13 protein-coding genes are annotated in these 14,764 nt (G+C 59.7%); 10 read left to right on the forward strand and 3 right to left on the reverse strand.

Features of this window, described 5'->3' with window-relative positions; translation table 11 throughout:
* Positions 1-140 precede the first annotated feature (140 nt).
* Positions 141-1,031 carry a LysR family transcriptional regulator gene (locus ACIPL2_RS13190; protein ID WP_401356846.1) on the reverse strand — a complete coding sequence of 297 codons (891 nt, stop codon included), beginning with the start codon at positions 1,029-1,031 and terminating at the stop codon, positions 141-143.
* A 129-nt stretch (positions 1,032-1,160) separates the two neighbouring features.
* On the opposite strand from ACIPL2_RS13190, the gene ACIPL2_RS13195 reads away from it, so the two are divergent.
* Together ACIPL2_RS13195 and ACIPL2_RS13200 are read left to right on the forward strand one after the other, a co-directional pair.
* The gene (locus ACIPL2_RS13195) at positions 1,161-1,901 is read left to right on the forward strand and encodes an SDR family oxidoreductase (protein WP_401356847.1); all 741 of its coding nucleotides are present in this window, start codon (positions 1,161-1,163) and stop codon (positions 1,899-1,901) included.
* 166 nt (positions 1,902-2,067) lie between these two features.
* A complete protein-coding gene (locus ACIPL2_RS13200; RefSeq protein WP_059404078.1) occupies positions 2,068-2,328 on the forward strand; it encodes a hypothetical protein in 261 nt (86 codons plus the stop codon).
* 8 nt (positions 2,329-2,336) lie between these two features.
* Here the strand turns inward: ACIPL2_RS13200 and betT are convergent, their stop codons facing one another.
* Together betT and epsC are read right to left on the reverse strand one after the other, a co-directional pair.
* On the reverse strand, positions 2,337-4,331 hold the full coding sequence (gene betT, locus ACIPL2_RS13205; RefSeq protein ID WP_401356849.1) for a choline transporter BetT: 1,995 nt from the start codon (positions 4,329-4,331) through the stop codon (positions 2,337-2,339).
* 387 nt (positions 4,332-4,718) lie between these two features.
* Positions 4,719-5,645, reverse strand: a complete 927-nt coding sequence (epsC, locus tag ACIPL2_RS13210) for a serine O-acetyltransferase EpsC (RefSeq protein ID WP_401356851.1) — start codon at positions 5,643-5,645, stop codon at positions 4,719-4,721.
* A 190-nt stretch (positions 5,646-5,835) separates the two neighbouring features.
* Here epsC and ACIPL2_RS13215 point away from each other — a divergent pair, with 190 nt between their 5' ends.
* The 8 genes from ACIPL2_RS13215 (at position 5,836) to ACIPL2_RS13250 (ending at position 14,727) form a co-directional block, all read left to right on the forward strand.
* Positions 5,836-6,828, forward strand: a complete 993-nt coding sequence (locus ACIPL2_RS13215) for a D-cysteine desulfhydrase (protein WP_401356853.1) — start codon at positions 5,836-5,838, stop codon at positions 6,826-6,828.
* A gap of 308 nt (positions 6,829-7,136) precedes the next feature.
* Positions 7,137-7,931, forward strand: coding sequence for a cystine ABC transporter substrate-binding protein (gene tcyJ, locus ACIPL2_RS13220; protein WP_401356856.1), 795 nt, complete (start codon positions 7,137-7,139; stop codon positions 7,929-7,931).
* Entirely contained in the window at positions 7,931-8,596 is a 666-nt protein-coding gene (gene tcyL / locus ACIPL2_RS13225) for a cystine ABC transporter permease (protein ID WP_401356859.1), read from the forward strand. Before tcyJ ends, tcyL begins: the two co-directional genes overlap by 1 nt.
* Before the next feature lie 4 nt (positions 8,597-8,600).
* Positions 8,601-9,356, forward strand: coding sequence for an L-cystine ABC transporter ATP-binding protein TcyN (tcyN, locus tag ACIPL2_RS13230; RefSeq protein ID WP_401356862.1), 756 nt, complete (start codon positions 8,601-8,603; stop codon positions 9,354-9,356).
* Positions 9,357-9,827: 471 nt separating this feature from the next.
* Positions 9,828-10,574, forward strand: coding sequence for a hypothetical protein (locus ACIPL2_RS13235; RefSeq protein ID WP_401356864.1), 747 nt, complete (start codon positions 9,828-9,830; stop codon positions 10,572-10,574).
* 321 nt (positions 10,575-10,895) lie between these two features.
* Positions 10,896-12,137 carry an SfnB family sulfur acquisition oxidoreductase gene (locus ACIPL2_RS13240; protein ID WP_401356866.1) on the forward strand — a complete coding sequence of 414 codons (1,242 nt, stop codon included), beginning with the start codon at positions 10,896-10,898 and terminating at the stop codon, positions 12,135-12,137.
* Between the two features lie 38 nt (positions 12,138-12,175).
* A complete protein-coding gene (locus tag ACIPL2_RS13245) occupies positions 12,176-13,369 on the forward strand; it encodes an SfnB family sulfur acquisition oxidoreductase (RefSeq protein WP_401356868.1) in 1,194 nt (397 codons plus the stop codon).
* Positions 13,369-14,727, forward strand: a complete 1,359-nt coding sequence (locus ACIPL2_RS13250; protein ID WP_401356871.1) for an LLM class flavin-dependent oxidoreductase — start codon at positions 13,369-13,371, stop codon at positions 14,725-14,727. The genes ACIPL2_RS13245 and ACIPL2_RS13250 overlap by 1 nt, the downstream gene beginning before the upstream one ends.
* The last annotated feature ends 37 nt before the right edge of the window (positions 14,728-14,764 follow it).

The following is a 14,764-nucleotide window of genomic DNA, read 5'->3' on the forward strand; positions in this document are numbered from 1 at the left end:
CTTCGCAAGTCGCCCAGCATACGCCCAGACAAACGCCGATAAACCCCGGATTCGAGAAAATGCTGAAACGTTTCACAAATGGATGGGACGCGGAGCGTCCCGGGCTGCATTCCCACGCAGAGCGTGGGAACGATCGACCCTCAAACAGCCCCCGCAAACACTTCCCCCAACCAATCCACAAACACCCGAACCCGTGGCGACATGTGGCGGTTGTGTGGGTACAGCACTGAAACCGGCATCGGCGGTGGTGGGGTGTCGATGAGGATTTCCTGCACCAGGCCTTGGGATATCTGCGTTTCCATTCGGTAATGCGGGCACTGGATCAGTCCTAGCCCGGCGATCGCCGATGCTGCATAAATCTCTGCGCCGAACACTGAGAGCGCGCCTTCGATGGCCACTTCCTTCAGCTCGCCATCGACCACGAATTCAAACGGAAACTGCTTGGCGGTGGTGCGTGAGACGTAGTTCACCGCGCGGTGGTGTTTCAGGTCGTCGAGGGTTTTGGGTTCGCCATATCGGCGCAGGTAGGCGGGGCTGGCGCAGGTGATTTGGCGCAGGTTGGCGACGCGACGGCCGATCAGCGCGGAGTCACCCAGTGTGCCGGCGCGCAGCACGCAGTCGACGCCTTCGGTAATCAGGTCGACAAAGCGGTCGGCTTCGCTGATGGACAGTTCGATGTCCGGGTAGCGCGCCATGAATGGCGGCAACGCCGGGATCACGAAATGCCTGGCCAGCGTGCCGTGCAAGTCCACGCGCAATCGGCCCTTCGGTGCCACGCCGCGAAACGCCAGTTCGGCTTCTTCCAGTTCTGCCAGCAATTGCACGCAACGCTGGTAGTACGCCTCGCCGTCCAGCGTAGGGCGCACCTTACGCGTACTGCGCTCGAGTAAACGCGTGCCAAGCCAGGCTTCGAATTGATTCAGCGTATGGGTCAGCGTCGCGCGCGGGAGGTTCAGGTCATCCGCCGCCAGGGTAAAGCTGCTGCGCTCGTAGATCCGCACGAAGACCTTCATCGCTTTGACTTGATCCACGCGGCACTCCTGGCACTCGATTGTTGGCGATTATTGAACAGTCAAGGCAACTCTCGTGCATTTATCGACCGGAGTAAACATGTGAAATTGACTTCACCCCAAGCAAACACCTTCAAAGGAATCACCGCCATGACCACTCAACATTCGAAAGTTGCCATCGTCACCGGCGCCTCCCGCGGCATCGGCGCGGTCATTGCCAAACAACTGGCCAGCGAAGGTTTCGCCGTTGCCATCAATTATGCGAGCAGCGCCACTGAAGCGTCGGCTCTGGTTGTGCAGTTGCGCCAGGCCGGCCATCAAGCCATAGCGATCAAGGCGGATGTGGCGAATGCCGACGATGTACGCCGGATGTTCGACGAGACCGAAACTCAGCTGGGCAAGGTCGATGTGCTGGTGAACAACGCCGGCATCCTCAAGGTGCTGCCGCTGGCACAACACACCGATGAGCTGTTCGACCAGAACTTCAACATCCACGCACGCGGCACTTTCAATACCCTGCGTGAAGCGGCCACGCGCCTGAACGCTGGCGGGCGGATCATCAACTTTTCCAGCAGCACCGTCGGCATGAATCTGCCGGGCTACGCCGTGTACATCGCCAGCAAAGCGGCGGTGGAATCCCTGACTCAGGTGTTCGCCAAGGAAATGCGCGGTCGCAACATCACCGTCAACGCCGTCGCCCCCGGCCCGGTTGCCACTGACTTGTTCCTGCACGGCAAAAGCGAAGAGCAGATCCAGAACTTCGCCAAGATGGCCCCGCTGGAACGGCTCGGGCAGCCGGAAGACATCTCCCGCGTCGTATCCTTTTTGGTCGGACCGGACTCGGGTTGGGTCAACGGGCAGATTTTGCGGGTGAATGGCGGGTTGGTCTGAGGACGACGCTATGCTCGGTATAACGGGGTGAATCAATGAGGCCGCCTTCGCGGGCAAGCCTCGCTCCTACAGGTTTTGTGTCGTTCGCGACGTAACCTGTAGGAGCGAGGCTTGCCCGCGAAGGCGTCCTCAAAAGCACCACCCAACTGAAGGGAGGCAATGCACCATGCACACCACCATCATCATCACCTTCGGCCTGATCCTCCTGGCGCTGATGCTGTTCATCGGCGAGAAGATCGGCTTCAGCCGCCAGACCCTGACCTACAGCTTCATCGTGCTGTGGCTGGCACTGACGATGATCAACGGCGCCATCGGCGTGGTCACCGCCGGCCAGTCCGTCACGACGGAGCTGGTGGTCGGCAGCGTGGTGTTCGGTGTGCCGGTGGCGGCGCTGGTGTTGTTCATGGCGCTGACCACCGAGACGTGAGTGCTCGATCAACGCACCAGATGCAAAAACTGCATGTGCCGCTCGTACTGATCAAGGATGTCGTTGATCACCTGTTCCTTGGTGTAGCCCACCAGATCGTAGTCCTGGCTGCCCTCGCTCAAATGCACTTCAGCCCGATAATAACGGCGGTTGTTGAGTTCCTTGGAACCCATGCCGCCACGGGCGAATGACGGCGTGAAGTAACCGCGCATCTGCACCTGATAGATGAACGGATGCTGCTCGCCATGCCCAATTTCCAGGCTGACGCTGTCATTCGCCGGATCGGGCTGCGCGACCACATGCAACCCCTTCTCGACAAACACCGCCGTCACTTCTTCAATCGCCGGGCGCACCGTCGTTTCGAGGAAGCGATAGACCTCATCGCGCGACGGGAAATGCACGGCCTGGCTCAAGCGCTGACGCCAGCCACCGCGACGCGATCCGGACACCGGCGCCAGGGAATGCATCTGCGCAATCTGCTTCTGCGACTCCAGGTAAAACGCCTTGTGCAGGCCCCACATCATCAGCAGCAAAATCATCGAGAACGGCAACGAGGTCAGCACCACCGCTGACTTCAACGCATCGATGCTGCCGGAGAACAGCAACGCGCTGGTCACCAGCGCGGTCATCGCGCCCCAGAACACCCGCAGCCATTTCGGCCCGTCTTCATCCGGGTTGCCACCTTTGGCGGACAGGGTCGACAGCACCACGGTGCCCGAGTCAGCGGACGTGACGAAGAACACGAAGCTGATAAACACCGTGACCGCGATCACGGTTTTGCTCCACGGGTAGGTCTCCAGCAGCAAGTACAGGGTCATCGACGGGTTGTCGATGGCCGACATGCCGAGCGCCGACATGCCGTGATTGAGCACCTGGTCGATGGCGCTGTTGCCGAAGATCGACATCCACGCCAGGGTGAAACCGAGCGGAATCAGCAGCACGCCGAAGACGAATTCGCGGATGGTCCGGCCACGGGAAATCCGCGCGATGAACAGGCCCACGAACGGCGACCATGCGATCCACCAGGCCCAATAGAACACCGTCCAGCCGCCCAGCCAGTCGCTGGGTTTGTCATAGGCGTAGAGGTCGAAACTCTTCATCGGCAAGGCGCCGAGGTAGTCGCCGATGTTCTGGATCAAGGTATTGAGCAAGTGCTGCGTCGGGCCGGCGAACAGCACGAACAGCAGCAGCGCACAGGCCAGCAGCATGTTGATGTCGGACATCACCCGCACGCCTTTGTCTACGCCGGACACCGCGACGATGATCGCCGCGCCCATCATCAGCGTGATCAGGCCAACCTGAACCCACTGGGTATGAGCGATGCCGAACAGGTAGTCGAGCCCTGAGTTGAGGTGCAACACGCCGAAGCCCATGTCGGCGCCGAGGCCGAACACCGTGGCGATGATGCCGAAACCGTCCACCGCATAACCGATGGGGCCGTTGATGCGCTTGCCGATCAGCGGGTACAGCGCCGAACGCAGCGCCAGCGGCAGGTTATGTCGATAAGCGAAGTAGGCCAGCGCCATGCCGACGAAAGCGAACACGCCCCAGCCGTGCAGGCCCCAGTGCAGAAACAGAATCTGCATCGCCTGACGCGCCGCATCCGCCGTGCCGGCCTCGCCTTGCGGCGGTTGTGCCAAGTGGGTCAGCGGTTCGGACACGCAAAAGAAAAACAGCGTGATGCTGATCCCGGCGGCGAACAGCATGCCGGCCCACGACAGGTAACTGAATTCGGGCTCGTCGTGGTCGGCACCGAGCTTGATCTTGCCGTAGCCGGACAAGGCGGTGACCACCACGAAGACCAGATACAGGGTCATCGCGAGCATGTAATACCAGCCGACCGTATTGGCCGCCCAGTTTTGCGCCGCCAGCAACCAGGCGCCGGCCTGCTCGGGCATGGCGATAACGACAACGCCGAACAGCAGAATGAAACTGGCCGAGAAGTAAAACACCGGCGGGTTCATGCGGACCTGGCCGCTGGCGGAGGTGGACGGCGCACTCATGAAAGGTGCACCTCAAGGGGGTGAAACGGGGCAATCAATAACGGACTCGGCAAGGGCAAGCCTCCTGTTGTGAGCGGGCAGCAAACCGGCGGTTTAACTTGAATGAGCGTTCAAGTTAAACATGAATAGGGTGCTAAGGACTAATCGCAAGGCTCGGCGGTACTGTTCGTACGCTAGCTCAAGGATGGGTATGACGCGGGGTTGGGGGGATTCGTTCAGCGGGAAATTAGCGAAATGCCATTATCTTCGTTCGCCTGAAGATCCTTCGCGGGCAAGCCTCGCTCCTACAGGTTTTGTGTCGAACAGTCATTCCGTGAACGATACAAAATCCGTAGGAGCGAGGCTTGCCCGCGAAGGCGTCAGCATGACCTCTAGAGATGTCGAGACTTACTTCTGCGTCCCATCATCATGCTGCAAATTCGCCTGCGTCAGGTTGCACCCCGCTGGCACGCTGCGGGTCAGCCAGACGTTGCCGCCGATGGTCGAGCCCTTGCCGATGGTGATCCGCCCGAGAATCGTCGCCCCGGCGTAGATCACCACATCATCCTCAACGATCGGATGCCGTGGATGGCCCTTCTGCAACTGGCCGTCCTCGTCCGACGGGAAGCGTTTGGCCCCCAGCGTCACCGCCTGATAAATCCGCACACGTTCACCAATGATCGCCGTCTCGCCGATCACCACACCCGTCCCGTGATCGATGAAGAAACTACGGCCGATCTGCGCCCCGGGATGGATGTCGATACCCGTGGCCGAATGAGCGATTTCCGCGCTGATCCGCGCCAGCAGCGGCAACCCGGCGCGGTATAAATGGTGGGCCAGGCGATGGTGGATCACCGCCAGAATGCCCGGATAGCACAGCAGCACTTCATCAACGCTGCGCGCCGCCGGATCGCCGTGATAAGCCGCCAGCACGTCGGTGTCCAACAGGCTGCGCAGCCCCGGAAGGGCGAGGGCGAAGTCCTGAATGATCTGAATGGTCCTGGCCTCGACTTCGGAATCAGCCTGGGCACTGTGGCGGGCGGCGTAACGAAGTTCGAGACGGGCCTGGGCCAGCAACGCGTTCAGTGCCACGTCCAGTGTGTGGCCGACGTAGAAATCTTCACTCTCTTCGCGCAAATCCACTGGGCCCAGGCGCATCGGGAACAGCGCACCGCACAACGCTTCGAGGATTTCCGCCATGGCCGCGCGGGACGGCAACTCACGACCACCCTGCTCGGTACTGGCGCGGCCGTTTTCTGCACGCCACTGGTCACGCGCCGTGCGCAACTGGCTGACGATGGTCTGCAATTGCCAATGGCTGGAACGCTCGCTCACGGTAAAAACTCCTCACGGGCGGCCGGACTGTCTGGCCGCGCTGACGGCGATTACTTTACGGCAAGGTCTGGAAGCCGAATTAAGAACCAATTGTGCTGTGTTCAGATCCTTTGGGTATAAGCGATTGGCGGTTGCCCCGCTAAATGGGCGTGCCTATAGTCCTGACATCTTCCTCCGCCAGTACGGAACCATGATCAAACAACAGCTCGCCCGTTTTGACCGCCTCGATCTGCTCGGCCACCCGACCCCTCTGGAAAAACTCGAACGCCTGTCGACCTGGCTGGGCCGCGACGTGTACGTCAAACGCGATGACCTGACGCCGCTGGCGATGGGCGGCAACAAACTGCGCAAACTCGAATACCTGGCCGCCGATGCCCTGGCCCAAGGCGCCGACACGCTGATCACCGCCGGTGCGCTGCAATCCAACCACGTGCGCCAGACTGCCGCCATTGCGGCCAAGCTCGGCCTGGGTTGTGTCGCGCTGCTGGAAAACCCATTGGGCACCGACGACGCCAACTACGTCGGTAACGGCAATCGGCTGTTGCTCGACCTGTTCGATGCCAAAGTTGAATTAGTCGAAAACCTCGACAACGCCGACGAACAATTGCAGTCCCTGGCTGATCGCCTGCGCAACAACGGCAAGAAGCCGTATCTGGTGCCGATTGGTGGCTCCAACGCCTTGGGTGCTTTGGGTTACGTGCGTGCCGGGCTGGAACTGGCCGAACAGATCAAGGACACCGGCCTGCAATTCGCCGCCGTCGTTCTCGCTTCCGGCAGCGCCGGCACGCACAGCGGCCTGGCGTTGGCATTGAGCGAAGTACTCGCGGATTTGCCAGTGATTGGCGTCACGGTGTCCCGTAGCGAAGAAGATCAGCGGCCGAAGGTTCAAGGCCTGGCTGAGCGCACTGCCGAGTTGTTGGGCGTGAGCCTGCCGGCGAGTTTCAAAGTCGATTTGTGGGATGAGTACTTTGGCCCGCGTTATGGCGAACCGAATGCCGGGACCCTTTCAGCGGTGAAGCTGCTGGCGAGTCAGGAAGGGTTGTTGCTCGATCCGGTATACACCGGCAAGGCCATGGCCGGGTTGCTGGATGGCATTGGTCGCGGGCGTTTTGATGAAGGCCCGATCATCTTCCTGCATACCGGCGGGGCACCGGCATTGTTTGCGTATAACACAGCGTTCTGAGAGCTCTATGCGCTTCGCGGGTAAGCCTCGCGCCTGCAGGTTTTTGCGTCGATCAAGGAATTATCGTCCGGCCCAATCCCTGTAGGAGCGAGGCTTGCCCGCGAAGGCGACCCTGCATATTCAATAAAAGAATAACAAACGCAATATTAATTATTTTCCAATCTAAAAACACCGTCATATAGTCACGCCGCAGGCGAATTTGCTGCGAGACGCATACGCTGCTTTAGGGCAGGATATCGCTGTCGTCCAAATCCCGATTTTGCCAACTTTCCTAAAAGCGTCTTCATAAGAAAACACAGGGGCTTGTCATGAATTTTTCCGCACTACGTCGAAATCTGCTCGTCGGTTCGCTGGGCCTGGCACTCAGCGCCGGCCTGTTGGGGCAAGCGGTTGCCGGTGAGCAACTGCAAAAAATCAAAGACGCTGGCGTGATCAACGTCGGCCTGGAAGGCACTTACCCACCGTTCAGTTTCGTCGACGCCGACGGCAAACTGGCCGGCTTCGAAGTTGAATTCTCCGAAGCCCTGGCCAAAGAGCTGGGCGTGAAGGTCAAACTGCAACCGACCAAATGGGACGGCATCCTCGCCGCCCTGGAATCCAAGCGTCTGGACGCCGTGATCAACCAGGTGACCATCTCCGAAGAACGCAAAAAGAAGTATGACTTCTCCGAGCCGTACACCGTTTCCGGGATTCAGGCGCTGGTTCTGACCAAGAACAAAGACACCATCAAGACCGCCGCCGATCTGGCCGGCAAGAAAGTCGGCGTCGGCCTGGGCACCAACTACGAACAATGGCTCAAGGACAATCAACCGAAAGCCATTATCAAGACCTATGACGATGATCCGACCAAGTTCCAGGACCTGCGCGTTGGCCGCATCGACGCCATTCTGATCGACCGCCTCGCCGCACTGGAATACGCCAAGAAGGCCAAGGACACGGTCGCCGCCGGCGAAGCGTTCTCCCGTCAGGAAGCCGGTATTGCCCTGCGCAAAGGCGAGCCTGAGTTGCTGGCTGCGGTGAACAAAGCCATCGACAAGCTGCGTGCCGACGGTACGCTGAAAAAGCTTTCGGAAAAATACTTCAGCGCTGACGTCACTCAATAATGGAAGAAGCTTTCCAACTCGCACTGGACTCCCTGCCCTTCCTGCTCAAGGGGGCCTACTACACGGTCATCTTGAGCCTGGGCGGGATGTTCTTCGGCCTCATGCTGGGCTTCGGCCTGGCATTGATGCGCCTGTCGCGCTTCAAGCTCGTGAGCTGGATCGCCCGCATCTACGTGTCGTTCTTTCGCGGCACGCCGTTGCTGGTGCAACTGTTCGTGATCTATTACGGCTTGCCGCAATTGGGCATGGAACTCGATCCGCTGCCGGCGGCCCTGATCGGCTTCTCGCTGAACATGGCGGCTTACGCCTGTGAAATCCTGCGTTCCGCGATCAGCTCCATCGAGCGCGGCCAGTGGGAAGCGGCGGCCAGTATCGGCATGACCCGCGCGCAGACCCTGCGCCGGGCCATCATCCCGCAAGCGATGCGCACCGCATTGCCGCCGCTGGGCAACAGCTTCATTTCGCTGGTCAAGGACACCGCGCTGGCCGCCACCATCCAGGTGCCGGAACTGTTCCGCCAGGCGCAGCTGATCACGGCCCGCACCTTCGAAGTGTTTACCATGTACCTTGCCGCCGCACTGATCTACTGGGTTCTGGCCACGGTGCTCTCGCACCTGCAGAACAAGTTGGAAGAGCGGGTCAATCGGCACGATCAGGAGAACTGACCCCATGATTGTCGTGGAAAAACTGACAAAGCAGTTCAAGGGTCAAGTCGTGCTCAACGGCATCGATCTGGTGGTAAAGGAAGGTGAGGTCGTGGCGATCATCGGGCCCAGCGGCTCGGGTAAAACCACGTTCCTGCGTTGCCTGAACTTTCTGGAAGAACCCACCAGCGGCCGGATCAAGGTCGGTGACATCGAAATCGATGGCAGCCGCCCGCTGAACCAGCAACAGAGCCTGGTGCGACGCTTGCGCCAACACGTGGGCTTCGTGTTCCAGAGCTTCAACCTGTTCCCGCATCGCACGGCCCTGGAAAATGTGATCGAAGGCCCGATCGTGGTGAAGAAAATCCCGCGTGACCAAGCCGTTGCCCTGGGTAAAAAGCTGTTGGCCAGGGTTGGCCTGGCGGGCAAGGAAGACGCTTACCCGCGACGCCTTTCCGGCGGCCAGCAACAGCGTGTGGCGATTGCCCGTGCGTTGGCAATGGAGCCGGAAGTGATCCTGTTCGACGAACCCACCTCAGCCCTCGACCCGGAATTGGTGGGTGAAGTGCTGGCGACCATCCGCAGCCTGGCCGAAGAGAAGCGCACCATGGTGATCGTCACCCACGAAATGGGCTTTGCCCGCGACGTGGCCAACCGTGTGGTGTTTTTCGACAAAGGTGTGATCGTCGAGCAAGGTGAAGCGAAGGCGCTGTTTGCCAATCCGAAAGAAGAACGGACTAAACAGTTTCTCAGCAAGTTTTTGAATAACGCTCACAACTGAGTTAACGCTATATCAGCACCGGCTTCCATGGATGGAAGTACACTTGCCTCCCTTCTCACTCGTTAAAAACCACGTAAATCTTACAATGCCCTCTGTTGTTGCTTGCGGTACATATATATATATATGTTCTGCAACAGATCATCACTGCCTAAAATCCAAAAAGCACTCAATCAACCTTAACCAAGGCATCGCTGCCGTTGTGGCATAAAAGCCACAAAAGTCGCAGTCATAGTCGACAGGTCGGTGCAGTTTATTAACACCGCCTTGTAGGAACTTTCTGATTAAGTGAATATTCAACGCCCAACTAATAAATGCTGTTGACACAGATTCAAGCGCACTCTTATCTAGCCTCCAACAGGCGCCGATCATTATTTAAGCCGAACAAATAATTAGCCGTATTGTTACTCGGCAATTCACGCCTTTTGATCTTTCAGAAACGGACTTCACTGCAAGTTTTCAAGGAGAAACCCCATGACAAGCACGTCGAACAAACCCGAACTTGCGGCCCCGACCCTGGCGCAAACGCAAAAGACCGGTATCAACATCACCTCGGCGGCGCACTTGCTGATCGATGTGGCGCCTTATCCCGGCATGGACGAAGGCGACCTGATCGAACTGTTCTGGGACAACTGCTACGTCGCCTCCCGAACCTTGACGGCCAACGATGTCGGCCAACCCGTTCAACTGCGGGTGCCCGAGAGCTTTATCAGCAATGGCGATTCGCGTATTCACTACCGGATCATGCAAATCGGGCAAGGGCCGGCGATATCTGCCGCCACGCGCGTTCAGGTCAAGCTCGACTGCCCTGGAGGCCAGCCCTCTGCGCTGTGCGGCGATGAAAACCAAAGCCTGACGCCGGTGAGCATTCCCGAGACCATCCGCCGTCAGGGGGTCAATCCGAACCAGATCAAGCGCGGCGTCCCATTGACCATCGCGCCGTACCTGAACATGGCCGTCAACGATGAAATCACCCTGCGCTGGGGCGATGTGCGCATGGACCTGCCACGGCTCAAGGCTGGCGATGTCGGCCAGCCGATTCAGGTCTGGGTGCCACCCGCCCTCATTCTCGAAGCCGGCGAAGACCTGCGACTGGAAGTGACGTACTGCATCCTCGACCGGGTGGGTAACAACTCGCGCTGGGCACCGGTGCGCAGGCTGAAGATCGGCTGCACAAATCCATACCCTGTAGGAGCGAAGCTTGCTCGCGAAGAACGATAACGCGGTGTGACAAATCCGACGCTTTCGCGGGCAAGCCTCGCTCCTACAGAAGCCGGATGCTGCCTTGAACTGTTGCACCAGAAACAACTGTTGCTGTGCGTACAGTTCGTGGCGGCACACTTCTATCCATATTCCTAAAAGTTAGTTTATTAATTTTTTATACACGCTTAGGGTATATGCACCGGACCACCGGACATTCTTGATTTTCGTTCGCCGCACCCATCGCGGCGTTTCCATGAGATGTGAGGTAGGTATGGTCCGGAACACAATCACCCCAGTGCAGATCGCCAGGGCATTGCGTGCAGCCAAGGAGCGGCACTGATGTCCAGTCTGGCAGAAGCAACTATCCAGAGTGATCTGGACATCGCCCCATTGTTGTTGCCCGCGCAAGTCCTGCGCAACGACGCACAAGCCATCAAGGCCGCCCATGAGCTGGCGCACGCCGCCCGCCTGCAAGCGGCCAAACGCGACCAGCAGCGCAAGCTGCCGTGGTCGGAAATCGAACAGTTCACCCGCAGCGGCCTGGGCAGCATTGCCATCCCGCGCGAGTACGGCGGACCGCAGGTTTCGTTCGTCACCCTGGCCGAGGTTTTCGCGATTATTTCCGCCGCCGATCCGGCCCTCGGGCAGATCCCGCAGAACCAGTTCGGCATCCTCAACCTGGTGCTCGGCAGCGCGACTGAAGCGCAGAAAAAGCAGCTGTTCAAAAGCGTGCTCGATGGCTGGCGCATCGGTAATGCCGGGCCAGAACGCGGCACCAAAAACACCCTGGAACTCAAGGCACGCATCACCGCTGAGGGTGATGGCTACGTCATCAACGGCCAGAAGTTCTACTCCACCGGCGCACTGTTCGCCCACTGGGTCGCCGTCAAAGCGCTGAACGACGACGGCAAGCAAGTGCTGGCCTTCGTCCGTCGCGGCACGCCAGGTTTGCGCATCGTTGATGACTGGTCCGGCTTCGGCCAACGCACCACCGCCAGTGGCACCATTCTGCTCAACAACGTGCGGGTCGACGCCGAACTGGTAGTGGATAACTGGAAGATCAACGAACAGCCAAATATCCAGGGCGCCGTGTCGCAATTGATACAAGCGGCCATCGACGCCGGCATCGCTCGCGGCGCCATCGACGACGCCATCGAATTCGTCAAGACCCGCGCCCGGCCGTGGATCGACGCCAACGTCGAACGGGCCAGCGATGACCTGTACGTGATCGCCGATATCGGCAAACTGAAAATCGAAATGCACGCCGCTGAAGCGCTGCTGCGCAAGGCCGGGCAGGTGCTCGATCAGGTCAGTGCCGCGCCGCTCACCGCCGCGTCCGCTGCCCGCGCCTCGATTGCCGTGGCCGAAGCCAAAGTGCTGACCACCGAGATCTCGCTGCTGGCCAGCGAAAAGCTGTTCGAACTCGCCGGCAGCCGCGCCACCCTCGCCGAATTCAATCTCGATCGCCACTGGCGCAACGCCCGCGTGCACACCTTGCACGACCCGGTGCGCTGGAAATACCACGCCGTCGGCACTTATCACCTGAACGGCACGTTGCCCGCTCGCCATTCCTGGATTTAACGACCAGAACACTTTTGATCAAATCTCAGGAGAAACACATGACCCTTTCTCACCACGTCGCGGTCATCACCAGCGATGAGCAAGCCCTGATTGTCGCCAGTGACCTGGCCGAAGATTTCAAACGCGACAGCGCCCTGCGCGACCGTGAACGCCGTTTGCCGCACCCGGAACTGGAAGTGTTTTCCCGCTCGGGCCTTTGGGGCATCAGCGTGCCGAAGGAGTACGGTGGCGCTGGCGTTTCCAACGTCACACTGGCCAACGTCATCGCGCTGATCGCCCAGGCCGACGGCTCACTGGGACAGATTCCGCAGAACCATTTCTATGCCCTCGAAGTACTGCGAGTAAACGGCAGCGAAGAGCAAAAGAACCGTCTGTACGCCGAAGTGTTGGCCGGTCAGCGCTTCGGTAATGCGCTCGCCGAACTCGGGACAAAAACCGCCCACGACCGCGTCACCAGCCTCAAGCGCGACGGCGATGGCTATCGCATCAACGGTCGCAAGTTCTACGCCACAGGCGCGATTTACGCCCAGCGCATTCCGACCTCGGTGGTGGATGAAAACGGCGTGCAGCAACTGGCCTTCGTGCCACGGGCCAGCAAAGGCCTGACGGTCATCGACGACTGGAGCGGTTTCGGCCAGCGCACCACCGGCAGCGGTTCCGTGGTATTCGAAGACGTCTACGTCGCCGCCGAAGACGTGATCCCGTTTCAAAACGCCTTCGAGCGCCCGACGCCGGTTGGCCCGTTGGCGCAAATTCTCCATGCCGCCATCGACACCGGCATCGCCCGCGCCGCGTATGAAGATGCGCTGCACTTCGTGCGCACCAAAACCCGGCCGTGGATCGACTCGGGCAACGACCTCGCCACCGAAGACCCGCTCACCCTCAAGAGCTTCGGCCACTTGAGCATTCGCCTGCACGCCGCCGAAGCCTTGCTGGAACGCGCCGGTGAATTCCTCGACAAGGCCCAGGCTGACACCAATGCCGAGACCGTCGCTGCGGCATCGATTGCCGTCGCCGAAGCCCGCGCCATCAGCACCGAGATTTCCCTCGCGGCCGGCAGCACGCTGTTCGAACTCGCCGGCAGTCAGGCGACCCTGATCGAGCACGGTCTGGATCGCCACTGGCGCAACGCTCGGGTGCACACGCTGCACGACCCGGTGCGCTGGAAGTACCACGCAGTCGGCAATTACTACCTCAACGATGAAAACCCGCCGTTGCGGGGGACCATCTGATGCCCGACTCGAAAAAGAAAATCCTGCTCAACGCGTTCAACATGAACTGCGTCGGGCACATCAACCATGGGCTGTGGACGCATCCACGGGACACCTCCACCCAGTACAAGACCCTCGAATACTGGACCGAACTGGCGCAACTGCTGGAGCGCGGGCTGTTCGACGGTTTGTTCATCGCCGACATCGTCGGTGTGTACGACGTCTACCAGAACTCGGTGGACGTGACCCTCAAAGAGTCGATCCAACTGCCGGTCAACGACCCGTTGCTGCTGGTTTCGGCCATGGCCGGTGTGACCAAAAATCTCGGCTTCGGCCTCACTGCCAACCTGACCTACGAGCCGCCGTATCTGTTCGCCCGGCGCATGTCGACGCTCGATCATTTGAGCCGTGGCCGTGTGGGTTGGAACATCGTCACCGGTTACCTCGACAGCGCCGCCAAGGCCATGGGCCTGAGTGAACAAGTCGAGCACGACCGCCGCTACGACCAGGCCGACGAGTACCTGCAAGTGCTCTACAAACTCTGGGAAGGCAGTTGGGAAGACGGCGCGGTGATCAACGATCCCCAGCAACGGATCTACGCCTTACCTGCGAAAGTGCACAAGGTCGAGCACCACGGCGAGTTCTATCAGGTCGAGGGCTATCACCTTTGCGAGCCGTCGCCGCAACGCACGCCGGTGCTGTTCCAGGCGGGCAGTTCGGATCGCGGTTTGCAGTTCGCCGGACGCCATGCCGAGTGCGTGTTCATCAGCGGCCAGAACAAGCCGTCGACCAAGGTTCAGGTGGACAAGGTACGCGCCAGTGCCGTCGAGGCCGGGCGCAACCCCGAGGACATCAAGGTGTTCATGGGGCTGAACGTGATCGTCGGCGAAACCGAAGAACTGGCCTGGGCCAAGCATGCCGAGTACCTGAGTTATGCCAGCGCCGAGGCCGGCGTGGCGCATTTTTCTGCGTCCACGGGGATCGATTTTTCCCAGTACGAGATCGACGAACCGATCCAGTACGTGAAGAGCAACGCGATCCAGTCGGCAACCAGGAACCTGCAAAACAACGACTGGACCCGGCGCAAATTGCTCGAGCAACACGCCCTCGGTGGCCGCTACATCACGGTGGTGGGTTCGCCTGAGCAAGTGGCTGATGAGCTGGAATCGTGGATTGCGCAAACCGGACTCGATGGCTTCAACCTGACGCGGATTGTCACACCGGAAAGCTATGTGGATTTCATCGATCTGGTGATTCCGGAGTTGCAGCGTCGTGGGTCGTACAAGACGGCTTATGACAGCGGCAGCCTGCGGGAGAAGCTGTTTCATGGTGAGGCGCATTTGCCACAGCAACACACGGGGTCGGCGTTTAGACGCTAAAAGCTTCGCGGGCAAGCCTCGCTCCTACAGGGATTGC

It is taken from the genome of Pseudomonas sp. NPDC086251, from assembly GCF_044746405.1.
Classification (GTDB): domain Bacteria; phylum Pseudomonadota; class Gammaproteobacteria; order Pseudomonadales; family Pseudomonadaceae; genus Aquipseudomonas.

Coding starts and splice junctions, on each gene's coding strand:
- ACIPL2_RS13195 (WP_401356847.1), top strand. CDS start 1,161: ATGACCACTCAACATTCGAAAGTTGCCATCGTCACCGGCGCCTCCCGC.
- ACIPL2_RS13200 (WP_059404078.1), top strand. CDS start 2,068: ATGCACACCACCATCATCATCACCTTCGGCCTGATCCTCCTGGCGCTG.
- betT (WP_401356849.1), bottom strand. CDS start 4,331: ATGAGTGCGCCGTCCACCTCCGCCAGCGGCCAGGTCCGCATGAACCCG.
- ACIPL2_RS13215 (WP_401356853.1), top strand. CDS start 5,836: ATGATCAAACAACAGCTCGCCCGTTTTGACCGCCTCGATCTGCTCGGC.
- tcyJ (WP_401356856.1), top strand. CDS start 7,137: ATGAATTTTTCCGCACTACGTCGAAATCTGCTCGTCGGTTCGCTGGGC.
- tcyL (WP_401356859.1), top strand. CDS start 7,931: ATGGAAGAAGCTTTCCAACTCGCACTGGACTCCCTGCCCTTCCTGCTC.
- tcyN (WP_401356862.1), top strand. CDS start 8,601: ATGATTGTCGTGGAAAAACTGACAAAGCAGTTCAAGGGTCAAGTCGTG.
- ACIPL2_RS13235 (WP_401356864.1), top strand. CDS start 9,828: ATGACAAGCACGTCGAACAAACCCGAACTTGCGGCCCCGACCCTGGCG.
- ACIPL2_RS13240 (WP_401356866.1), top strand. CDS start 10,896: ATGTCCAGTCTGGCAGAAGCAACTATCCAGAGTGATCTGGACATCGCC.
- ACIPL2_RS13245 (WP_401356868.1), top strand. CDS start 12,176: ATGACCCTTTCTCACCACGTCGCGGTCATCACCAGCGATGAGCAAGCC.
- ACIPL2_RS13250 (WP_401356871.1), top strand. CDS start 13,369: ATGCCCGACTCGAAAAAGAAAATCCTGCTCAACGCGTTCAACATGAAC.